This window comes from Alloalcanivorax xenomutans (assembly GCF_900217905.1).
GTDB lineage: Bacteria > Pseudomonadota > Gammaproteobacteria > Pseudomonadales > Alcanivoracaceae > Alloalcanivorax > Alloalcanivorax xenomutans.
In genome coordinates this window covers 47,077-67,087 of the sequence record NZ_OBMO01000010.1, presented here as the reverse complement: position 1 = coordinate 67,087, position 20,011 = coordinate 47,077, and the positions used below count along the sequence as shown (strand labels likewise).

At 60.5% G+C, this 20,011-nt stretch carries 20 protein-coding genes; 10 read left to right on the top strand and 10 right to left on the bottom strand.

The genetic code is table 11. The annotated features are described in order from the left end of the window. Window positions 1–78 precede the first annotated feature (78 nt). From CRO06_RS09530 to CRO06_RS09520, 3 genes are all read left to right on the top strand, one after another. The gene (locus CRO06_RS09530; RefSeq protein ID WP_022997476.1) at window positions 79–687 is read left to right on the top strand and encodes an FMN-dependent NADH-azoreductase; all 609 of its coding nucleotides are present in this window, start codon (window positions 79–81) and stop codon (window positions 685–687) included. Between the two features lie 47 nt (window positions 688–734). After that, window positions 735–1,739, top strand: a complete 1,005-nt coding sequence (locus CRO06_RS09525; RefSeq protein ID WP_026948839.1) for a glutathione S-transferase family protein — start codon at window positions 735–737, stop codon at window positions 1,737–1,739. A 340-nt stretch (window positions 1,740–2,079) separates the two neighbouring features. Then, window positions 2,080–2,934 (top strand): pirin family protein, encoded by an 855-nt coding sequence (locus CRO06_RS09520; RefSeq protein WP_022997478.1) that lies wholly within the window; start codon window positions 2,080–2,082, stop codon window positions 2,932–2,934. Here the strand turns inward: CRO06_RS09520 and CRO06_RS19945 are convergent. Genes CRO06_RS19945 through CRO06_RS09510 form a run of 3 tightly spaced genes read right to left on the bottom strand, consistent with a single transcriptional unit; the run spans window position 2,918 to window position 5,351 of the window. Then, complete coding sequence (locus CRO06_RS19945) at window positions 2,918–3,124, bottom strand: hypothetical protein (protein ID WP_143247737.1); 207 nt, start codon at window positions 3,122–3,124, stop codon at window positions 2,918–2,920. The two genes, CRO06_RS09520 and CRO06_RS19945, sit on opposite strands and share 17 nt — an antisense overlap. A gap of 52 nt (window positions 3,125–3,176) precedes the next feature. Then, window positions 3,177–4,298 (bottom strand): PilT/PilU family type 4a pilus ATPase, encoded by a 1,122-nt coding sequence (locus tag CRO06_RS09515; RefSeq protein WP_022997479.1) that lies wholly within the window; start codon window positions 4,296–4,298, stop codon window positions 3,177–3,179. A gap of 18 nt (window positions 4,299–4,316) precedes the next feature. After that, window positions 4,317–5,351, bottom strand: a complete 1,035-nt coding sequence (locus CRO06_RS09510; protein ID WP_022997480.1) for a type IV pilus twitching motility protein PilT — start codon at window positions 5,349–5,351, stop codon at window positions 4,317–4,319. A 118-nt stretch (window positions 5,352–5,469) separates the two neighbouring features. Here CRO06_RS09510 and CRO06_RS09505 point away from each other — a divergent pair, with 118 nt between their 5' ends. The 3 genes from CRO06_RS09505 to CRO06_RS09495 all read left to right on the top strand — a co-directional run bounded on the left by CRO06_RS09505 (window position 5,470) and on the right by CRO06_RS09495 (window position 7,944). Then, window positions 5,470–6,174 (top strand): YggS family pyridoxal phosphate-dependent enzyme, encoded by a 705-nt coding sequence (locus CRO06_RS09505; protein ID WP_097058327.1) that lies wholly within the window; start codon window positions 5,470–5,472, stop codon window positions 6,172–6,174. Between the two features lie 32 nt (window positions 6,175–6,206). After that, window positions 6,207–7,019, top strand: coding sequence for a pyrroline-5-carboxylate reductase (gene proC / locus CRO06_RS09500; protein ID WP_022997482.1), 813 nt, complete (start codon window positions 6,207–6,209; stop codon window positions 7,017–7,019). A gap of 376 nt (window positions 7,020–7,395) precedes the next feature. After that, entirely contained in the window at window positions 7,396–7,944 is a 549-nt protein-coding gene (locus CRO06_RS09495) for a YggT family protein (RefSeq protein WP_022997221.1), read from the top strand. A 77-nt stretch (window positions 7,945–8,021) separates the two neighbouring features. Here the strand turns inward: CRO06_RS09495 and CRO06_RS09490 are convergent, their stop codons facing one another. Then, a complete protein-coding gene (locus CRO06_RS09490) occupies window positions 8,022–8,945 on the bottom strand; it encodes a hydroxymethylglutaryl-CoA lyase (RefSeq protein WP_022997222.1) in 924 nt (307 codons plus the stop codon). 186 nt (window positions 8,946–9,131) lie between these two features. Between CRO06_RS09490 and CRO06_RS09485 the strand changes: the two genes are divergently transcribed. Beyond that, on the top strand, window positions 9,132–9,983 hold the full coding sequence (locus CRO06_RS09485; protein WP_097058326.1) for an esterase/lipase family protein: 852 nt from the start codon (window positions 9,132–9,134) through the stop codon (window positions 9,981–9,983). 101 nt (window positions 9,984–10,084) lie between these two features. Beyond that, window positions 10,085–10,537, top strand: coding sequence for an OsmC family protein (locus tag CRO06_RS09480; protein WP_022997224.1), 453 nt, complete (start codon window positions 10,085–10,087; stop codon window positions 10,535–10,537). Window positions 10,538–10,606: 69 nt separating this feature from the next. On the opposite strand, the gene CRO06_RS09475 is transcribed toward CRO06_RS09480, so the two are convergent. From CRO06_RS09475 to CRO06_RS09465, 3 genes are all read right to left on the bottom strand, one after another. Then, entirely contained in the window at window positions 10,607–11,767 is a 1,161-nt protein-coding gene (locus tag CRO06_RS09475; RefSeq protein ID WP_026948842.1) for a C4-dicarboxylate TRAP transporter substrate-binding protein, read from the bottom strand. Window positions 11,768–11,796: 29 nt separating this feature from the next. Continuing rightward, window positions 11,797–12,954: a C4-dicarboxylate TRAP transporter substrate-binding protein gene (locus CRO06_RS09470; RefSeq protein ID WP_244902808.1), complete on the bottom strand. Its 1,158-nt coding sequence runs from the start codon at window positions 12,952–12,954 to the stop codon at window positions 11,797–11,799. Window positions 12,955–13,078: 124 nt separating this feature from the next. Next, on the bottom strand, window positions 13,079–13,750 hold the full coding sequence (locus CRO06_RS09465) for a histidine phosphatase family protein (protein ID WP_063141414.1): 672 nt from the start codon (window positions 13,748–13,750) through the stop codon (window positions 13,079–13,081). A 329-nt stretch (window positions 13,751–14,079) separates the two neighbouring features. Here CRO06_RS09465 and CRO06_RS09460 point away from each other — a divergent pair, with 329 nt between their 5' ends. Next, window positions 14,080–15,219, top strand: coding sequence for an acyl-CoA dehydrogenase family protein (locus CRO06_RS09460; protein ID WP_055100241.1), 1,140 nt, complete (start codon window positions 14,080–14,082; stop codon window positions 15,217–15,219). Here the strand turns inward: CRO06_RS09460 and CRO06_RS09455 are convergent. The 3 genes from CRO06_RS09455 to CRO06_RS09445 form a co-directional block, all read right to left on the bottom strand. Further along, window positions 15,191–15,799, bottom strand: a complete 609-nt coding sequence (locus CRO06_RS09455; RefSeq protein WP_082439275.1) for a class GN sortase — start codon at window positions 15,797–15,799, stop codon at window positions 15,191–15,193. The two genes, CRO06_RS09460 and CRO06_RS09455, sit on opposite strands and share 29 nt — an antisense overlap. Then, window positions 15,792–17,789, bottom strand: coding sequence for a VIT domain-containing protein (locus tag CRO06_RS09450; protein WP_097058325.1), 1,998 nt, complete (start codon window positions 17,787–17,789; stop codon window positions 15,792–15,794). The genes CRO06_RS09455 and CRO06_RS09450 overlap by 8 nt, the downstream gene beginning before the upstream one ends. 105 nt (window positions 17,790–17,894) lie before the next feature. After that, window positions 17,895–18,557 carry a GntR family transcriptional regulator gene (locus CRO06_RS09445; protein ID WP_022997231.1) on the bottom strand — a complete coding sequence of 221 codons (663 nt, stop codon included), beginning with the start codon at window positions 18,555–18,557 and terminating at the stop codon, window positions 17,895–17,897. A 132-nt stretch (window positions 18,558–18,689) separates the two neighbouring features. Between CRO06_RS09445 and CRO06_RS09440 the strand changes: the two genes are divergently transcribed. Then, window positions 18,690–19,838 (top strand): alkane 1-monooxygenase, encoded by a 1,149-nt coding sequence (locus tag CRO06_RS09440; RefSeq protein ID WP_063141420.1) that lies wholly within the window; start codon window positions 18,690–18,692, stop codon window positions 19,836–19,838. Window positions 19,839–20,011 lie beyond the last annotated feature (173 nt).

Genomic DNA, 20,011 nt, shown 5'->3' with positions numbered 1-20,011 from the left:
TTGCTCGAATAGTTGCTGTTTTATATCGGATCAGACGAAAAGACAATGATGTCATTCGATTATTACGGAGCAGCAGCCATGACCCGCATTCTTTACCTGCAGAGCAGCATCTTTGGTGACCAGGGCCAGTCCAGCCAGATGGCCACGGCTTTCATCGAGGCTTATCAGGCCCGCCATCCCGGCACCGAAGTGGTGGTCCGCGATCTGGTCAATGACGGCGTGCCTCACCTGGACCTGGCCCGTGCCGGCGCGCTGCGCGGCTTTGCCGACAGCCTGGACGATGAGCAGAAAGCGGTGCTGGCCCTGTCCGATGCCTTGGTGGAAGAGTTGCGGGCGGCGGATTTGGTGGTGGTCGGACTGCCCATGTACAACTTCGGCGTGCCCACCCAGTTCAAGGCCTGGTTCGACCATATCGCCCGGGCCGGAGTGACCTTCCGCTACACCGCCGACGGTCCGGAAGGGCTGGTGGCTGACCGCCCGGTGCGGGTGTTCGCCTCGCACGGCGGTTTCCATGTGGGCCAGCCCCATGAAACCAGCACCACCTTTATCAAAGCGATTTTCGGTTTCATCGGTATTGAGGATGTGCGCTTCATTTACGCCGAGGGTTTGAACATCAGTGAGGATGTGAAAGAGGAAGCCCTGGAAAAGGCGCGAGTGGAAACAGAAGCGGCGCTGGCGGCCCTGTAACTTCCGCGATCGGCTGACGCGGCAAACGGCAAAGTAAGGAGAGCACCATGGGATTATTGGTGGACGGCAAATGGCAGGATAAGTGGTACGACACCGACAGTACCGGCGGCCGCTTCAAGCGGTCGGAAAGCCAATTCCGCAACTGGGTAACCGCCGATGGCGAGGCCGGGCCCAGTGGCGAGGGCGGCTTCAAGGCGGAAAGCGGGCGCTACCATCTGTACGTTTCCTATGCCTGCCCCTGGGCCCACCGCGCCTTGGTAATGCGGGCCTGGAAAGGGCTGGAAGAACACATCGGTGTTTCCGTGGTGCACCCGTTGATGTTGGAAAATGGCTGGGAGCTGGGTACGGATTTCGACGGCGCCACGGGCGACCCGCTGTACGGTCTGAGCAAGCTGTACGAGCTGTATTTGAAGGCCGATCCGCACTACACCGGCCGGGTGACGGTGCCGGTGCTGTGGGACAAACAGCGAGAAACCATCGTCAGCAATGAGTCGGCGGAAATCATCCGCATGCTCAACCAGGCCTTTGACGGTCTGGGCGCGCGGGCCGGTGACTATTACCCGGAGGCGTTGCGCGCGGAGATCGATGCCATCAACGACACCGTCTATAACCGCGTTAATAACGGCGTCTACAAAGCCGGTTTCGCCACCAGTCAGGCGGCCTATGACGAGGCGGTGGTGTCACTGTTCGACACCCTGGATGAGCTGGAGCAACGGTTGAGCCGGCAACGGTATCTGGTGGGCAACACACTCACCGAAGCGGATTTGCGGCTGTGGACCACGCTGGTGCGTTTCGATGCGGTTTACGTTACCCATTTCAAATGCGACCGGCGCCGCATCAGTGACTACCCGAACCTCAACGGTCTGCTGCGTGAACTGTATCAGCTACCCGGTGTGGCGGAGACCGTGTATATGGATCACATCCGTCACCATTATTTCCGCAGTCACCCGACGGTGAACCCCCATGGGATCATCCCGATCGGGCCGGAACTGGATTTTACCGCGCCGCATCAGCGTGAACGGCTGGGCGAGCGGGAAGTACGTGGCGCCTGATCCTGGGCACCATGAGAGCCTGTTCATGATCTTTACACCGCCGCGTTGCCGCTGGAAAAGCCGCCAGAGGGCGTTGCGGACTGCAGGCTCTGGTGGGTCCAAAGTTAAAGGCCGCAGCGTCCTCTGGCGGCTATTTCAGCGCAACCCGAAGGGCCGGGTCCACTTTCTTTAGGTGGAGAGTGCCATCAGGCCGCAATTACGCTTGTTTATGTAGATTGACTACACCGCACAATCGGAATCACGACCTGATGACACTTTCTACCAGGTGAGAAGGGAACTCCGGCGCGGCGGCGTAAAGATCATGAACAGGCTCTACAGCCCCGAGGGGCGAGGAGGAAACATGAAAGACAGACAAGTGCTGCATACCATCCGGGCTATGGAAACCTCCGACGGCGCCGGCGTGCGGCTCAAGCGCGCCCTGGGTCAAAACCCGGCGGTGCGTCTGGATCCGTTCCTGATGCTGGATGCGTTCTCCTCTGATAACCCGGACGACTACATTGCCGGTTTTCCGCCCCACCCTCATCGGGGATTCGAGACCGTCACCTACCTGGTGGAAGGTCACATGCGCCACCGCGATCACCTGGGTAACGAGGGTGATCTGCAACAGGGCGGTGTGCAGTGGATGACCGCCGGCCGAGGCATCATCCACGAGGAAATGCCCCAGCAGGAAGACGGTTTGCTGCGCGGGTTCCAGCTGTGGATCAACCTGCCGGCGGCGGAAAAAATGAAACCCGCCGGCTACCGCGATATCCAGGATCGCGAAATACCGCGGCTGGACCTGCCGACTGGCGGACAGATCAAGGCGATTGCCGGGAAAGTGGACCTTGCCGGTGAGTCTCTCACCGCGCCGGTGCACGGTGGCAGTACCGACCCGCTTTACCTGGATGTGATCTTGCGTCCCGGCGAGAGCGTCACGGTACCGCTGACGCCGGGTTACAACGCTTTCCTGTATCTGTTCGAAGGCGCGGTGACGGTGGCGGAAGAGACGGTGGCGGTGGACCATGTGGCGGTACTCACTGACGGTGACCGGGTCACCCTGGCCGCCGGACGGGACGGTGCCCGGTTGCTGCTGTTGGCGGGCCGCCCGCTGGGTGAGCCGGTGGCCCAGTACGGCCCCTTTGTGATGAACACGCAGGAGGAGCTGGAGCAGGCCCTGCAGGATTATCGCAACGGGACCCTCACTGAACCGGCCTGAGGCCAATGCTCCAAGCCCCGCTTCGGCGATAGGCCGCCATGGATGGCGGCCATAAAAAATCGTCGGGAACGATTTTTAACGTCGCTTCAGTGACGGCCCGCAGGGTGACCGCCATGGACGGCGGCCATAAAAAATCGTCGGGAACGATTTTTAACGTCGCTTCAGTGACGGCCCGCAGGGTGGCCGCCATGGACGGCGGCCATAAAAAAAGGCGGTCTTCGAGACCGCCGAGGCAGGAAAAATCAGTCCGAGTCCTCGATGCTCAGGCCACGGGTGGCGTGGTCCAGGCTGGAGGCGTCGGTTTCGTTGGCGAGCTTGATCATCAGGCGCAGATCGTTGGGGGAGTCGGCGTGGGCAATCGCGTCCTCGTAAGTGATTTCGCCGGCATCATAAAGATCATAGAGGGCCTGATCGAAAGTCTGCATGCCCTGCTCCCGGGATTTGCCCATCAGCGCCTTGAGCAAATGCACTTCGCCTTTACGGATATGGTCCGCCACCAGTGGCGTGTTCAGCAGCACTTCGATGGCGGCGCGGCGGCCCTTGCCGTCCGGCGTCGGGATCAGTTGCTGGGCGACAATGCCGCGCAGGTTCAGGGAGAGGTCCATCCATAACTGCCGGTGACGGTCGGCGGGGAAAAAGTGAATGATCCGGTCCAGCGCCTGGTTGGCGTTGTTGGCATGCAGGGTGGCCAGACACAGATGGCCGGTTTCGGCGAAGGCAATGGCGTAATCCATCACTTCGCGGCTGCGGATCTCACCGATCAGAATCACATCCGGTGCCTGTCGCAGCGTGTTCTTGAGGGCGATCTCGAAACTGTCCGTATCCAGGCCTACTTCCCGTTGCGTGACAATGCAGCCCTGATGCTGGTGGATGAATTCGATCGGATCCTCAATGGAGATGATATGGCCTTTGGAGTTGCGATTACGGTGGCCGATCATTGACGCCAGGGAGGTGGATTTCCCGGTGCCGGTGGCGCCGACGAAGATCACCAGGCCGCGCTTGGTCATCGCCAGGTCCTTGATGATCGGCGGCAGCCGCAGTTCGTCGGCGTCGGGTATCTTGGTCTCGATGCGCCGCAACACCATGCCCACCAGATTGCGCTGGTAAAAAGCGGACACACGGAAGCGGCCAATGCCCCGCGAGGATAGCGCGAAATTGCATTCGTGCTGGTCGACGAACTCCTTGCGCTGCTTTTCCGACATCACACCGAACACCAGATCCCGGGTCATGTCCGGGGTCAGGGCGTTACGGGTAACCGGCACCACCTTGCCGTGGACTTTCATACTTGGTGGAACACCGGCGGTGATGAACAAGTCCGAGCCGCCTTTTTGCACCATCAGTTTGAGCAGATCTTCGAATTCCATGGGCGCTCACCGCTGCGTTCAGATTGAGTCCGGGTTCTTGGCTTTTTCCCGGGCCACTTCGCGGGATACCAGTCCGCGCTGCACCAGCCCTTGCAGGCATTGATCCAGAGTCTGCATGCCCACCGAGGCGCCGGTCTGGATCGCCGAATACATCTGCGCCACCTTGTCCTCGCGAATCAGGTTTCGAATCGCCGGGGTGCCGATCATGATCTCGTGGGCCGCCACCCGGCCGCCGCCGTTTTTCTTCATCAGCGTTTGCGACACCACCGCTTGCAGGGATTCGGAAAGCATGGAGCGGACCATGGCCTTCTCCTCGGCGGGGAACACGTCCACCACCCGGTCGATGGTCTTGGCGGCGCTGGTGGTGTGCAGGGTGCCGAACACCAGGTGACCGGTTTCGGCGGCGGTCAGTGCCAGCCGGATGGTCTCCAGATCCCGCATCTCCCCCACCAGGATGATGTCCGGGTCCTCCCGCAGTGCCGAGCGCAGGGCTTCGGCGAAGCCGTGGGTATCCCGATGCACTTCCCGCTGGTTGACCAGACATTTCTTTGATTCATGGACGAATTCAATCGGGTCCTCGATGGTGAGGATGTGTTCGTAGCGGGTGTTATTGATGTAGTCCATCATCGCCGCCAGGGTGGTGGACTTACCGGAGCCGGTGGGGCCGGTGACCAACACGATGCCCCGTGGCAACGAGGCGATGTTCTGGAATACCTTGCCCATGCCCAGTTCCTCCATGCTCAGCACCTTGGAGGGAATGGTCCGGAAGACGGCGCCGGCGCCCCGGTTCTGATTGAAGGCGTTGACCCGGAAACGCGCCACGCTGGGCACATCGAAGGAGAAGTCGGTTTCCAGGAACTCCTCGTAGTCCTTGCGCTGCTTGTCGTTCATGATCTCGTAGATCAGCGAGTGCACTTCCTTGTGCTCCATGGGCGGCAGATTGATGCGGCGCACGTCGCCGTCCACGCGAATCATCGGCGGCAGACCGGCGGACAGGTGCAAATCCGAAGCGCCGTTCTTGGCGCTGAAGGCGAGCAATTCGGTGATATCCATGGGTTGCTTATATAGTGTTGTGTGATTCGTTCCGGTCGACCCCCGAAAACCCGATGACCGGAACACTCAGTAAAAAGTATCAGTCATAAACTAACCCCTGGATGCCCACCGTTCAATCATGAAGCACAGTGAAACACCATATACCTCGATTCGCGCACGAATTGACGACGCTTGTCGCCGATCCGGCAGGGAGCCCGCGCAGGTGACTCTGCTGGCGGTCAGCAAGACGCGATCGGCCGGGGAGGTGGCCGCGCTGGCGGATCAGGGCCAGTGCGACTTTGGCGAGAACTATCTACAGGAAGCGCTGGACAAGATCCGGGCGCTGGCGGATCGGGACCTGACCTGGCATTTCATCGGCCCGATCCAGTCCAACAAGACCCGGGACATCGCCGCCCATTTCCACTGGGTGCACTCCGTGGACCGGGCCAGGATCGCCGAGCGTCTGAATGCCCAGCGTCCCGAAGGGCTGGCACCATTGAATGTTTGCATTCAAGTGAACGTGGATGCGGAAGACAGCAAAAGCGGTGTGGCGCTGGCGGACGTCCCTGCCCTCGCCGCCCGCTTCCAGCAATGGCCGCGCTTGCGTTTGCGCGGTCTGATGGCGATTCCCCGGGCGGACGCCGCCGATGGCGGCCGGGAAGCCTTTCGTCGACTCGCCATGACACTGTCACAATTGCGCAATACAATGCCGGCCCTTGATACGCTTTCCATGGGCATGAGCGCGGACTATCTGGTGGCGATCGATGAAGGCGCCACCATCGTGCGCCTGGGCACCGCCCTGTTCGGTCCGCGCCCGCCCAAGGCGAGTAACCCCGCGGTATGACCACGGCGGGAACTGAACATGGGAAGGAACGCATGGCACAACAGCTAATCGGATTCATCGGCGCCGGCAACATGGCCACCAGCCTGGCCGGAGGCATGATCGCCAAGGGCATTCGCCCCGCCCGTATTTGGATGAGCGACCCCTCCCGGGATCGCCTCGACGAAGTGTCCCAGCAACATCGCGTCCACGTGGCCACGGATAACCTGGAAGTGGCCCAGCGGGTGGATGCCCTGGTGCTGTCGGTGAAGCCGCAGATGATGGCGTCGGTATGCGCTGATTTGCGTTCCGTGGTGGCGGAGCGGCGGCCATTGGTGATTTCCATCGCCGCGGGTGTCACCGTGGCCAACCTGCGTGCCTGGCTCGGCGAGGACGTGCCCATCGTGCGCTGCATGCCGAATACACCGGCGCTGGTGCAGGCCGGCGCCACCGGCCTGTACGCCGCCGAGGGCGTGGATGACAGCCAGAAAGCCCTGGCCGCCCAGGTATTGGGGGCGGTGGGTCTGACGTTCTGGTTCGATAATGAGCAGTCGCTGGATGCGGTGACCGCCGTTTCCGGCTCTGGTCCGGCCTATTTCTTCCTGCTCATGGAAGCGCTGATCGACGCCGCCAAGGCCCAGGGCCTGGACGCCGCCACCGCCCGTCAGTTGGTGCTGCAGACCGCCTGGGGTGCCTCGCAACTGGCGATCACCAGCGAGGCGGGCCCGGATGTGCTGCGCCAGCGTGTCACCAGCCCCGGCGGCACCACCGCCGCCGCCCTGGAAGTCTTCGAGGAAGCCGGCTTCCGCGAACACGTCCAGGCCGCCGTCGCCGCCGCCCGCGAACGCTCCGAAGAACTGGCTGGGTAAATCACGACCGAAGCATGCTTCGCAGCGTGATTTACGACTGGCCATGGATGGCCAGGCCGGGCTTTCCGACCAGCACGGCGCCACGCCATGGATGGCGGGCACGGCCTGTGTAGGCTCCTCCGCCGAAGCATGCTTCGCAGCGTGATTTACGACTGGCCATGGATGGCCAGGCCGGGCTTTCCGACCGGCACGGCGCCACGCCATGGATGGCGGGCACGGCCTTGTGTAGATTCCTCCGTGGAAATTTCCTGCAACGATGAGGCACCCCCGATCCCAGGGTGCCGGCTCCTTCCAATCACCTCCCCCATCGATCCGGTTTGAATTCACGCCGATTTGCCCCAATACTCTTTCGCCAAATGACACCGCCGGAGAGCCTATGAACCCCCAGGGTGCCGCGATCTTCCTGATCAATGTGGCGTTCAGCATTTATATTTTCATCGTTCTGACCCGCTTTGTACTGCAGCTGGCCCGGGCCGACTTCTACAACCCGATTTCCCAGTTCGTACTGCGCGCCACCAACCCCCTGCTGGCGCCGTTGCGTCGGATCATCCCGGGTTGGCGCGGTCTGGACATTGCCTCGCTGGTGTTGGTGGTGATTCTGATCATCGCCAAGGTGTTGGTGCTTAGCGCCATCCATTACGGCTCCCTGCCTTCCGGTCTGGGGCCCCAGTTATTGATCTACACCTTGCGTGAGCTGGCGTCGCTGATCCTCAACTACGTATTCTGGATGGTGCTGATCCGGGTGATCCTGAGCTGGATCGCCCCGGATCCGTATAACCCGATGGTACGGGTGATCGTACAGATCACCGAGCCGATCATGGCGCCGGCCCGTCGCTTGCTGCCGGATATGGGAGGCCTGGATTTAAGTCCGCTGATCGTGTTGCTTGGGGTGCAGTTGCTGAAGATTCTGTTTCAGCTGCATTAGCGGGATCGTTCCTTTTTGAGGCCAATGCCCGCATTTTTAATGAAATTTGCGGATATTGGCCTCATTTTCCAGGAATTTTACCAAAGGCAGGGGGTTTTGCCGCGCTTCTCCTGGGACGCCATCCATTCCAGAATCCGTCCGCCCAGCGGCCGCTGGGTCGCTTCCGCCGCCAGTGTCACCACTTCACGCAGACCCTGGATATCGATACCGGTTTTCAGGCCGCAGCTTTCCAGCAGATAGACCAGATCCTCGGTGGCCATGTTGCCGGTGGCGCCGGGCGCGAACGGACAGCCGCCGAGACCGCCCACGGAGGCGTCGAAGCGGCGCACGCCCAGGTCCGCTGCCTCCCAGGCCATGGCCGCGGCCAGCCCGCGGGTGTCATGCAGATGGACAAAGAACTTGTCGGCTCCGTATTCACGGATCAGCGGCGTCATGATGTCCTTCATCTGTTTCGGGTTGCCGGCGCCGATGGTGTCGGCGATGGCGACCTCATCACTGCCGGCGGCGAACATGCGCCCGGTCAGCTGTTGCGGCAGGCTGACCGGCACCGGACCGTCGTAAGGGCAAGCGAAAGCGCCGGAAATGTAGGTCCGGGTGGCCACGCCGTCTTCACGGGCGGCGGCGATGATGCTCTCGCAACTGGCGGCGGCCTGCTCCAGGCTCATGTTCAGGTTGCGCTGGTTGAAGGTGTCGGTGGTGGACAGGACCAGTGCCACGGTGCGGTAACCGGCATCCCGGGCCAGCTGATAACCCTTCAGATTGGGCACCAGAGCGGTGTAGTGCAGCCCTTCGTCGGCCGGTAACCGGGGCGTCAGCGCGGCGGCGTCGGCCATCTGCGGGATCGCTTTCGGGCTGACGAAGCTGACCGGCTCAAGATAGCGGACACCGGCGTCCACCAGCAGGCGGGCCAGGCGCGCCTTGGTGTCGGTGTCCACGGTGACGGGCTGATTTTGCAGGCCATCACGCAGGCCCACTTCGTTGACTATGACGGTGTCGCTCATATTGTTCTCGTTCGTGCTCTTCCCGAAAAGGTCAGCCAGTTTGCCATGACATCCCCGCCGCGGTCATGTCAATGACCGCCGGCGGTACGCCGGTGCCAGTATCGCGTTGAGCCGGGCGCCGGGGGCGCGTAGTTTGCCGGAATGGATCCGGTACCGGGGGTGCCGGGAACGAAAGGAGAGGCCCGTATGTCCTGGATTTTCTGCTTGTTGCTGGTGTTGATGCTTATCCCCGGCGCTCTGACCCTGGTGTTCTATCTGCTTTGGTACTATGACCGGCGTGCTTTCCCCTCCCCCACGCCAGCGGATCGGGAAACAGCATTGCGCCCCCTGCCCGCTTTACTGGCGGTGGCGCGGGAGGCCATCAGTCTGACGGTGCTGGTGCTCAGCTATCCATTGCGGCTGGTCCAGGACGCGTCGCCGCAGCGCTCCCGTCAGCAAGGGCAAAAACCGATCATTCTGGTCCATGGGTACGGTGGCAACAGCACCAATTTTCTCTGGCTGCAATGGTGGTTGCGCCGTCGCGGCTGGGCCAATGTGTATTCGGTGAGTTATACCCCACCCCACATCAACGCGCGCAAACTGGCCCAACAAGTGGCGGATCATGTAAACCGCATCCTGGCCCTGACCGGGGCGGAGAAAGCCGATCTGGTATGCCATTCCATGGGCGGCCCCCTGGCCCGCTATGCGCTCAAAAATCTGGGGTTGGCCGGTAAGGTGGATCGGGTCATCACCTTGGGCAGTCCCCATCGCGGATCGCGTATCTCGGCACTGTTCGCACCCCGTGGCGCTGCTGCTCAGATGCGTTATGACAGTCCTTTCATCAAGGAGCTGGAAGAAGGCGGAGCTTGCCCCGGCGGGGCCCGCTACCAGGTGATTTACTCCACCATGGACAACTTTATCCTGCCGGCCTCAAGTGCCTTGCTGGACGGAGCTGAACGCTCCGTGCATGTGCCCTACCTCGGCCATTGCGCCCTGCTCTACAGCCGCCGGGTGGCACGGGCGGTGGCCGAAGGGCTACAGGATGAGAGCCTGGGGTAACGTTTTCGCGGCCGGCATTGATCTTGATCACTTGCCAGGAACCTCGACCGGGGGCATGGTTAAACTGGAGCTTGTTCAGAGGGCCAAAGGGAGGAGTGACCATGACCGAGTACACCGCCAGCGTTGCCTGGCATTTGCCGCCGGGTGCGGATTTCCAGTACGAAACCTTTCCTCGTGATCATGAATGGACGTTCGCCGGTGGCGAGGTGGTTCAGGCGTCGGCATCGCCGGACTACTACGGTTGCCATAGCCGGGTGAACCCGGACGAAGCCGTGATCGCCGCCACGTCCAGTTGCCACATGCTTACTTTCCTTTCCATCGCCGCCAAGAAGAAACTGCGGGTGCTCAGTTATGTGGACCGGCCCCAGGGGGTGGTGGATAAGAATGCGGAAGGCCGTATGTCCATCACCGAGGTGGTGCTGCATCCGAAAGTGGTTTTTGAAGGTGAGGAGGTGGATGAGGCGACGCTGAGCAGCCTCCACGAAAGCGCCCACCGTAACTGCTTCGTGGCCAATTCCCTCAAAGCCTCGGTGAGTGTGAGGCCGGAAAAGTAGTAATTTTGTTGAAAAAAAGGCCGGCTGTGATGCCGGCCTTTTTCTGCTTTTCATATGCCGCCAATGGGCTTACTTCATGCCATAGGTCGCCACATCCACCTTCGAAAAGATCTCGTCCCAATACAGCTTTTCCAGTTCCTCGGGGCTGTCGACGTCTTGAACCAGATCAACCCAGCGGACCAGAACGTCGTGAAAGGAATCGAGCATTTCCTTGCCGCGTTTTACGCCGTGGTTTTTGGCGTAATAGTTGACGATGGTGTTCATATCCTGTTCCACGAACTCGCGGGTCGCCTTAACCAGAGCGGGGTCGGGGTCATGCTGTTTAATGCCTTCCTTTTCCGCTAGTTCCAAGGCTTGTGGAACCTGCTCCAGCGAGCTCCAGGGAGACAACGCGGTGGTGGAGGCTCCGGCGCGGAGTATGGCGTGGCGTTGACTTTCGGTCAGCCCTTGCCACACGTTCTTGTTGAAACCGGCGGCGCTGGCGCCGGCATAGAGCCCGCCGGGAATAGCCAGGGTCATATCGGTTACCACTTCGGCAAGACCGAGGTTGATCAATTCCACCGGGGAAGTGATGCTGCAGTCGATCACGCCCTGGCTCAGCCCCTCCAGAGTTTCGTTGATGGTCAGGGACGTTGGAGTGGCGCCAAAGTGCTTGGCCCAGCGCGACCAGTGTGAACCGGCGACACGGATTCGTTTGCCTTTCAGTTGCTTTTCATTGGTTACCGGAGAAGTGCAGAGAAGGCCGTAGCTGATACTGGTGGCATTGGCGGTATAAACCTGGTTTTGTTTCTCATACTCCTCCAGGCATTCGGGGCAGTGGAACAGAGTAAACTCCGACATGGCCCCTTCGAATGCCATGGCCGCCTTGCCTTTCAGTTTTTCCGGATCCAGCAACAGAAGTTGCATGGCGGATTCGTTGAGGAGATTGGTGTGAGGGTACATGGCCGGAAAGTACACCGTGTACATGACGCCGATATCGGCGATGCCGTCACGCACACCGTCGGAAATTTCCGCAGCGCTCAACAATGACATCGGATACACCTTCACTGACAGACTGCCGTCGGTATATTGTTTTACCGTTTCGGCGTACTTCTGCATGACCTCGTCGGCCTTTGAACCCGGCGGATAGCCCAGTGCTAGTCTCAACGTTTCCGAGGCGCTGGCCTGACCGAAACCAATCAGGAGCATTGCCAAAAGAAAAGCACGGGTGACACTTTTTGTTATCGCCATAATCAGTCACCTTTTTCTGTGCTATCGAGTTATTTCATGCCGTAGCTGGACACGTCCACTTTGGAGAAAACCTCGTTCCAGTACAGTGTTTCCAGCTCATCGAGGCTATCCACATCCTGTACCAGGCCGACCCATTTCTTGAGAAGACCGCGGAAGGTATCGAGCATTTCCTCACCACGTTCGACACCGTGATTCTTGGCGTAGTAGTCGATGATGGTGTTGAGATCCTGCTTGATGAATTCGCGGCTGGCTTCCATCAGATCCGGTGATGCTTGATGGAGTGTGGCGCCTTTTTCTTCGGTTTTTTCCAGTGCTTCTTTCTCAAGCTGCAGATAGCTCCAGGGGGTTTCAGCGGTAAAGCGGGCACCGGCCCGGAGAATGGCCTGGCGTTGTTTCTCGTCCAGTTTGCGCCAGACATCAATATTGAAACTGCCGGCGTTGGCACCAGCATAGACGCCGCCGGGCACGCTCATGGTGATATCGCTGACGGCTTCGATCAGTCCCAGATTGATCAGCTCAGGTGCTGAGGCGATGGTGCAGTCAATAACACCTTGATGCAGTGCTTCGAGTGTATCGTTGATGGTCAGCGACATGGAGGTGGCGCCGAAGTGCTCGGACCAGCGGGACCAGTGAGAGCCGGCTACCCGAAGACGTTTGCCTTTGAGTTGTTCCTGATTGGAGACCGGCTTGTTGCACAGCAATCCATAGCTGGAACTGGCGGCGTTGGCGGTATAGACCTGCTTTTGCTTTTCGTATTCTTCAAGGCATTCAGGGCAGTTGAAGAAAGTGAATTCCGTCATGGCGCCTTCGTAAGCCAAGGCGCCTTTGCCGTTCAGTTCGTCCTCGTCGAATAGCAGAAGTTGCATGGAGGATTCGTTGACCAGATTGGTATGCGGATACATGGCGGGAAAATACACGGTCAGCAAATAGCCGCCGTCGGCGATACCATCGCGAACGCCATCGGAAGTTTCCGAAGCGTTGAGAAGAGACAGCGCGAAAACACGTAGTTTCAGATCACCGCTGGAATATTTTTCCACCGCTTTGGCGTAGTTTTCAGCCGCCACGGCGGGCAGGGATCCCGGAGGGTAGCCGGTGGCATAACGCAAGGTGGTGGCGTGGGCGCCGGCCATGCCGGCGAACATAACCACCAGTAGGATCGGACGTAGAACGACAAGCGAAAGACGCATGGACGACCTCCCAAAAAAGGTGAATAACCCGCGGTAAAAAGGCGGGTCTGGCCGTCCTTACCCTATCGACAAAGCCATAACCGGTTATCGTCTGTTACGACGATTTGCCGGCAGGGGCCAGCCGTCAAACAAAAGTAATGGCGTCACGCCGGTCAGGGCGATCCAGGTGGGGAAGGGCGTTGAATGTGGAAAGCCGCCATTCGGAACGGCCGACGATGATCTCGCAGAACGCGCTGTTGCGGAACTGGAAATTCAATTCGATGGCGGAACGCGGCGCGGTCTGTAAAAGGCCGGCAATGGTGGTGCCGATGACGCCGCCAGAGCTGACCGCGAGAACATTGTCTTCCCGGGACAAACCTGTGCACAACGTGCTCAATGCCTGCTGAATACGACCACCGAAATCGGCCCAGCTCTCGTGTTCTCCGACAAGGGTGCCGTCCACCCAGCCTTGGTAGGCTCCACGAAAAGTGCGCCAGTAGTCCACCGCGTCCCGTTTTTGATGGCCGGCCACATCGGCGCTGCCGGTATGGCTGGTATAAAGCGCATGACCATCGTATTCATCCAGGCCGGGATGGGTATCCAGAGGCGGCGGGTTTTCGGTGGCGGCGAGCAGGCTCTTGGCGGTGTCCTGTTGCCGCATCAACCCGCCGGCAAGGGCCCGCTTGAAGGTGACGCCCCGTTCACGGAAATACTCGCCAAGCCAGCGTGCCTGTTGGTGTCCGAGCTCGGAAAGCTGATCGTAATTGTCTTCGCCGAAGGCCGCTTGGCCGTGACGTACCAGAAACAGTTTGGCCATGAACGCTCCGTCCTGCCGATTCGGGAAACGGCAGATGATCCATGGCGGTGACGGTGCTGTCCAGATTTGCCCGGTGACAATCGGCGGAATGGACGAGGCGGGGCCGTGATGGGAAGGCGGAGGATAGGTAAAAAATGTCGCGTGGGCGGCAACCGCCAAGTCTTCAGGTTGACGCTACGTCAAGTGTTATCCTGAAGCATCACGCCTTAGAATGGAGCGCTTTCCGGCGAGCCGGTATGTCCTTTGCGGTATCCGGGTGGTTCGGGTACCCATTACGGGGGCCGGGAGGGCCCCGTTTTCAGATGGCCAGGTTACAAAACAGGTGAGTCATGCTTGACCAAAACGAAATTGAGTTATTCCGCGATAACGTCCGCAAGTTCCTCGAGAAGGAAGTCGCGCCGCACTATGATCAGTGGGAGAAAGAAGAGAAGTTTCCCCGCGAATTGTGGAACCAGTTAGGTGAAAACGGGTTCCTGTGTGTTGACGTGCCGGAGGCTTATGGCGGCTTCGGCGCCGATTTCCGGCTTTCCGCGGTGATCGTGGAAGAGGCTTCCCGTTTGGGGTTTGGCGCCCTGGCGTCCAACCTGTCCGTGCACTCCGATATCGTTGCCCCTTATATCCTGCACCTGGGCACTGAGGAGCAGAAGCAGGCCTGGTTGCCGAAGATGGTGACCGGGGAGGCGGTGGGCTCCATCGGTATGACCGAGCCCGGCGCGGGTTCCGATCTGCAAGGCATGAAAACCCGCGCGGAAAAAGACGGCGACCACTATGTGATCAATGGTCAGAAGACTTTTATCACCAATGGTCAGCACAGCGACGTTATCGTCCTGGCCACCAAAACAGATCCCAATGCCGGCGCCAAGGGCGTGACGCTGTTTACCGTGGACGCCACCACCGCGGGGTTCTCCCGTGGCCGTAATCTGGAAAAGATGGGCCATCACGCGGCGGATACCTCGGAGTTGTTTTTCCAGGACGTACGCGTTGGCGCGGACCAGATTCTTGGCGGAGAGGGCAAAGGGTTCTTTAACCTGATGAACGAGTTGCCCCGCGAGCGCCTGATTCTGGCGCTAAGCGCGGTGGCCGCTTGCGAGGGCATGCTGGAGCGGACCATTGAGTACGTTCAGGAGCGCCAGGCGTTTGGGCAATCGGTGGCCAAATTCCAGAATACCCGCTTCGTGCTTGCCAATCTGCACGCCATGGTCGAGGTCAACAAAGCCTTCACCAGCCAGTGCATCGATCAGTACGGCCGAGGTGAACTGAGCACCACCAATGCCTCCATCGCCAAACTGATGACCACGGAACTTCAGGGCAAGGTGGCGGACCAGTGTCTGCAATTGTTCGGCGGTTACGGTTACATGAAGGAATATCCGATTTCCCGGGACTACGTGGACGCCCGCATTCAGCGTATCTACGGCGGTACCAGCGAAATCATGAAGGAAATCATCGCCCGGGATATCCTCGGCCGCTGAGTGTTTCCGCGCTGACCACCGATTCCGCACGGGCCACCGGTTCCATCCTGACCACATAGCGCAGCGGCCCTCCCGCTGCGCTGGCGTCAAAGGGATAGCAGGTCACCAGCGCCAGCGCTTGCGGGTCCTCTGGGGGTTGCAGGCTGTCCCGGCGGGTGTCGGCCACTTTGGTGGCCGCCACCCGGTAGCGGGTCCAGCCCCCGTCCGCTTTCTGCAAGCTCAACCGGTCGTCCTTTTCCAAGCCCTCCAGAAAGCGGAAGTGTGTGTCCCGGTGTCCGGCCACCACCCAACCGCCGCCAGTTGCCGCCATCCGGCCGGGGCCGAACGCCAGGGCCTGGCCGCTGGCGCTTTCCAGGATATACAGATCCTTGCCGTTGTTGTCGGTCAACCGTGCCACCGGCCAGGTGTCCGCCCAGGGCCAGGGGGGATGGTGACCGCCTTCGGCCAGGGTGCGCTCCCAGGCCCGGGCGATCAGCGCCTGGGCCACCCAGGCCTTGGCTTCGATCCAACTCGCCTTGCCCGCCACCAGTATCAGCAAGCCCAGAACCAACCCCAACAGCACACGCTCGCTCCTAGCCACGGTGGCGTCTCCGGCGGAACACCAGTATCAGCAGCAGACCGGTGAGGGCAAGTACCACGGCCTGGCGCCAGAGCCGGTCCACGCCGGTGGCGGTAGCAGGCCACGCCAGACCATCGGGAAGGGTGTTGGCGATGTCCTCCCGGATCAACGGCTCGTCCAGCGGGCGGGAAGGAGTGCGCTCGATCGCCACGAAGCTGGTGTAGCGGCTCATCAACGAATGCTCCAGTGCCACGTCGGTGAGCAGCGGACGGATCACTTCTTCCGGTTCGCCCAGCGCCAGCCGGTCGTTCAGCGCCTCGATCTTGTTGCGGGCCCAAAGTCGGGCGATGCCGGGGTGTTGCCGTCCTTCGGGCAGTGGCAGGGTCTGTTCCCAGGGGGCGGGTGTGAGACCGGTCAAGGTCAGGTACTCGGGAACGCGATTCAGCTTCAGTGTCAGCAGCAGCGGCTCACTGGCGTACAGGTCCGGAATACGGCGCGGCCAGACTTCCGCCTCCACGCCCGGCGGCAGTGTCAGCTGGACATCGCGGATCACCGGGTTTTCCAGCTTCACGAACAGGTCATTCATGGCTTTCGACACTTCCTGCAAGTTGCCGATATAAGTGAAGGTGCCGCGGCCGAACTGTGCCGCCTTGCGCATGAAATGACTGTTGGGACTGGAGCCGATGCCGACGGTAAACAGACGGGCCGAGCCCAGGCGCCGGTGAATCAGGCTGAATATGCCGTCCTCATTGGTCACCGCGCCATCGGTGATGAACATGACCTGGCGCAGGTATTCGGCATCGGTGGGCATGGTCAGAGCGGTGTGCAGAGCGGGCAGCATCTCGGTGCCGCCGCTGGCTTCCAGGCCGGCGACAAAGCGGCGCGCCTGCTGCAAGTGCACCTCGTCGGCGGGGCTGGGCGCTTCGAACAGGGCGTGATGGACGCTGTTGAATTCGATCACATTGAAGCGATCGCCAGGACGCAGATGCGCCAGCGCTTCCAGCAGACTGGCGCGGGCCTGGCGAATGGAAGCGCCGCTCATGGAGCCGGAGGTATCGATAATGAACAGGGTTTCCCGGGGCAGGGCGCGGGTGGCGGAAGGCTGCGAGGGTGGGGTCAACATTACCAGCGCGTAGTGTTCGCCATTCACCGTCTCCACGAACAGGCTGCCGCGGCTTTGCCCGGCGTTGGCGATGCGCCAATGCAGCAGGAAATCCCGATCCATGGCTACCAGGCCGTCGCTGGGATGGATCCGATAAAGGCCGCGGGCGCCGTCCACGTCCAGATCGTGACTGCCGCTGTCCGGCGGCAGAATCGACTGGCCGGCATCCAGTTCCACCCGCAGGCGGGCCATATTGGGGGCGGCGCTGCTATCCGGGGAATGGAAGGGGCCGGACAGGTTCTCGCCGCCCTCGGGCTGGTAACGGGGCGTCAGCGTCATCGGCACCCGTAGCCGGAAGTCGTTGCCCTGCACATCCACGGTCTGGCTGTAGTGCAAGGTGACTTCGACGCGTTCGCCAGGAGCGATGTTGGCCACGGAAGTGGTGAACAGATTGCTGTGGTGTTGCTCCACCAGCCCGGCGCGATGGCCGTCCCTCTTGGCTTGCTGGTAGCGGCGTTTGGCTTCCTGTTTCGGCTGGATCTCACCGACGATACGGCGTTCGCCCACCGTCAGGGTCATACCGGTGACCGCCGCCTGTTCCGGCAGCGGAAACACATAACGCCCCTCGCTGAAGAGCGCGCCTTCATTTTGGAACGACTGCACCAGGGTGACCTGGGCCACCGGACCGCTGATACGGATGTCCACGTCAGTGGAGAGCAGGGTTGCGGGCATCTCCTGGCCATCGTCATCGAACATCAGGAACACGCCGCTGCCCGGTTCCTCCGGAGTATCCCGGGGCAGAGCGTGGGCGGTGGCGGACAACAGCAGCGCGGCCAGGCAAAGCAAAGCCCAGGGCAGGGCGTTGCGGGGTGCGGCACCGGGCCGCGTGGCAAGCAGGCGAATGGTCATGTCGGTTCCCCTCGCAGGTTAGGTCGGGGACAGCATGGACAGCCTAAATGAGACTCTTGTGTGGGTTTTGTGTGGAAGAGGTGGGGGGGCTCCGCCCACTCCGCGTCAAAGTTCCCGCTTGGCCACCGCCCTCAGCACGATACGGCACTGATTCTCGCCATACTCACGAATGTCCGCCGCGGCCTTCTCGGGATCCCGCGCCAGTACGTTTTCCAGCAGCCGCTGGAAGATTCGCAAGGACACATCGAATTCGGTGGTTTCTTCTTGCAGGGCGATGAAGGAGAACCGCTTCAACAAGGGCATCAGGTCGGTGATGTCGGCCGCCAGGTAGCGGTTGTTGGCGAAACGGTCGGTGGCGATCTCGACGAAACGGAAGGCCAGCTGATGACCGCCCTGGACGTCGCCTTGATCGTAGCAGCGCTGGAAGTCCGGCAGCATGGCAGCGAGATCCTCGATCTGACCCGGTTGCCAATTGCTGGCCGCCTGGGCCGCCAGACGGGAGAGCAGCAGAAACAGGAAGTCGTAGAGATCGCGGACCTCGCTTTCGCTGACCTCGCAAACCCGCGCGCCGCGGCGCGGCTGGAGTTCGATCAAATGTTGCTTCTCCAAGAGTCTGAAGGCCTCTCGGAGTGAGTTGGTACTCACTTCAAGCTGTTTTGCCAGCTCCGCCTCCGGCAGCTTCTCCCCCGGTTTTCGCTCGCCGCGGACAATCTGCTCGGCCAGATGGTCGGCGATCTGCTCGCTGAGGCTCACGGCTCTCAAGGTCATAAAGGGCTCCTTTTGATGGCAGCGATTATCGCCATTATGGGTGGATGTGTCACGAATTGAATTGTTTGACAATTGAGTTAATCGTGCTAACGTTGCCATCGAAGACTGTTACTGTCACTAGCGAGGCCGATCATGTTCGCCAAAATGTCGTCCGACACCATGTTGAAAATAAAAAAGTGGGGCTATCTCCTGTTCTGGGCCGCGGTACTGCCGCTGTTGCCGTTCAGCGTCCATGTGGGACGTGAGGCCGGCACCCAGGACTACTGGGCCTGGTTCATCTATTTCGTCGTGTTCGGCATCGTGCCGTTGCTCGACTACTTAATCGGCAAGGATCCCTCCAACCCGGATGAGAAGGTTCAGGTGCCCTCCCTGAGCGAGGAGCGCATCTACACGTTCTTTCTGTTTCTGATGGGCTTTATCTGGCTGGGCGTGTTGTTCTATGCCGGTCATGTGTTCATCAGCAATGACTACAGCTGGTTCGGCAAACTGGGCTGGATTGTGTCCATTGGCACCGTGGGTGGCATCATCGCCATTAATCTGGGCCACGAATTCGTCCACAAGGATCCCAAACTGGAGAACTGGATGGGCGGGTTGCTACTGTCCTCGGTGACCTATGCCGGCTTCAAGGTGGAGCACGTGCGCGGCCATCATGTCCATGTTTCCACCCCGCAGGATGCCTCCTCATCCCAGTACAACCAGGGGCTGTACAGTTTTCTGCCGCGCGCCATCAAGCACAACTTCCTCAATGCCTGGAAGCTGGAAAAGCAATATCTGGAGCGTAAGGGCAAAAAGAACGTCAGCATCCATAATGAGCTGATCTGGTGGTACAGCATTTCCGCTCTGTTCGCGGTGGCTTTCGGAATTGCTTTCGGCTGGCAGGGTGTGCTGTTCTTCCTGGCACAAAGCTTCGTTGCCGCCTTGACGCTGGAGGTCATCAACTACATCGAGCACTATGGCCTGCATCGTCGGGTTCAGGAGAATGGCCGCTATGAGCGGGTAACCCCGGCGCATAGCTGGAACTCCAATTACCTCCTCACCAATCTGGCCCTGTTCCAACTGCAGCGCCACAGTGACCACCATGCCTACGCCAAGCGGCGCTATCAGGTCCTGCGCCACTATGAGGAAAGCCCGCAATTGCCAGGTGGTTACGCCGCCATGTACGTGCTGGCGCTGTTCCCGCCGCTGTGGAAAAAGGTCATGAATCCCCGCGTCGAGGCTTACTACGAAGGGGAGATGGATCAATTGTTCCGCAATGCGCGCCGCGTGAACAACATCGCATGAATACCTGCTGATGACACGGAGCCCGGCCTTGCCGGGCTCATTTCCTGGCTTCCTTCAGGACCCCGGGCCGTATCGACTGCGGTACCCGGGGTTTTTTTTGGTTCGACGCCCATGGTAACCACTCTTCGGGTTGCCACTGACGCAACCCCGAGAATGACTCCCGACGTCAGCCT

Bases quoted from the DNA above. Each gene is read 5' to 3' on its own strand.
- CRO06_RS09530 (WP_022997476.1), top strand. From the start codon at position 79: ATGACCCGCATTCTTTACCTGCAGAGCAGCATCTTTGGTGACCAGGGC.
- CRO06_RS09525 (WP_026948839.1), top strand. From the start codon at position 735: ATGGGATTATTGGTGGACGGCAAATGGCAGGATAAGTGGTACGACACC.
- CRO06_RS09520 (WP_022997478.1), top strand. From the start codon at position 2,080: ATGAAAGACAGACAAGTGCTGCATACCATCCGGGCTATGGAAACCTCC.
- CRO06_RS19945 (WP_143247737.1), bottom strand. From the start codon at position 3,124: ATGGCGGCCACCCTGCGGGCCGTCACTGAAGCGACGTTAAAAATCGTT.
- CRO06_RS09515 (WP_022997479.1), bottom strand. From the start codon at position 4,298: ATGGAATTCGAAGATCTGCTCAAACTGATGGTGCAAAAAGGCGGCTCG.
- CRO06_RS09510 (WP_022997480.1), bottom strand. From the start codon at position 5,351: ATGGATATCACCGAATTGCTCGCCTTCAGCGCCAAGAACGGCGCTTCG.
- CRO06_RS09505 (WP_097058327.1), top strand. From the start codon at position 5,470: ATGAAGCACAGTGAAACACCATATACCTCGATTCGCGCACGAATTGAC.
- proC (WP_022997482.1), top strand. From the start codon at position 6,207: ATGGCACAACAGCTAATCGGATTCATCGGCGCCGGCAACATGGCCACC.
- CRO06_RS09495 (WP_022997221.1), top strand. From the start codon at position 7,396: ATGAACCCCCAGGGTGCCGCGATCTTCCTGATCAATGTGGCGTTCAGC.
- CRO06_RS09490 (WP_022997222.1), bottom strand. From the start codon at position 8,945: ATGAGCGACACCGTCATAGTCAACGAAGTGGGCCTGCGTGATGGCCTG.
- CRO06_RS09485 (WP_097058326.1), top strand. From the start codon at position 9,132: ATGTCCTGGATTTTCTGCTTGTTGCTGGTGTTGATGCTTATCCCCGGC.
- CRO06_RS09480 (WP_022997224.1), top strand. From the start codon at position 10,085: ATGACCGAGTACACCGCCAGCGTTGCCTGGCATTTGCCGCCGGGTGCG.
- CRO06_RS09475 (WP_026948842.1), bottom strand. From the start codon at position 11,767: ATGGCGATAACAAAAAGTGTCACCCGTGCTTTTCTTTTGGCAATGCTC.
- CRO06_RS09470 (WP_244902808.1), bottom strand. From the start codon at position 12,954: ATGCGTCTTTCGCTTGTCGTTCTACGTCCGATCCTACTGGTGGTTATG.
- CRO06_RS09465 (WP_063141414.1), bottom strand. From the start codon at position 13,750: ATGGCCAAACTGTTTCTGGTACGTCACGGCCAAGCGGCCTTCGGCGAA.
- CRO06_RS09460 (WP_055100241.1), top strand. From the start codon at position 14,080: ATGCTTGACCAAAACGAAATTGAGTTATTCCGCGATAACGTCCGCAAG.
- CRO06_RS09450 (WP_097058325.1), bottom strand. From the start codon at position 17,789: ATGACCATTCGCCTGCTTGCCACGCGGCCCGGTGCCGCACCCCGCAAC.
- CRO06_RS09445 (WP_022997231.1), bottom strand. From the start codon at position 18,557: ATGACCTTGAGAGCCGTGAGCCTCAGCGAGCAGATCGCCGACCATCTG.
- CRO06_RS09440 (WP_063141420.1), top strand. From the start codon at position 18,690: ATGTTCGCCAAAATGTCGTCCGACACCATGTTGAAAATAAAAAAGTGG.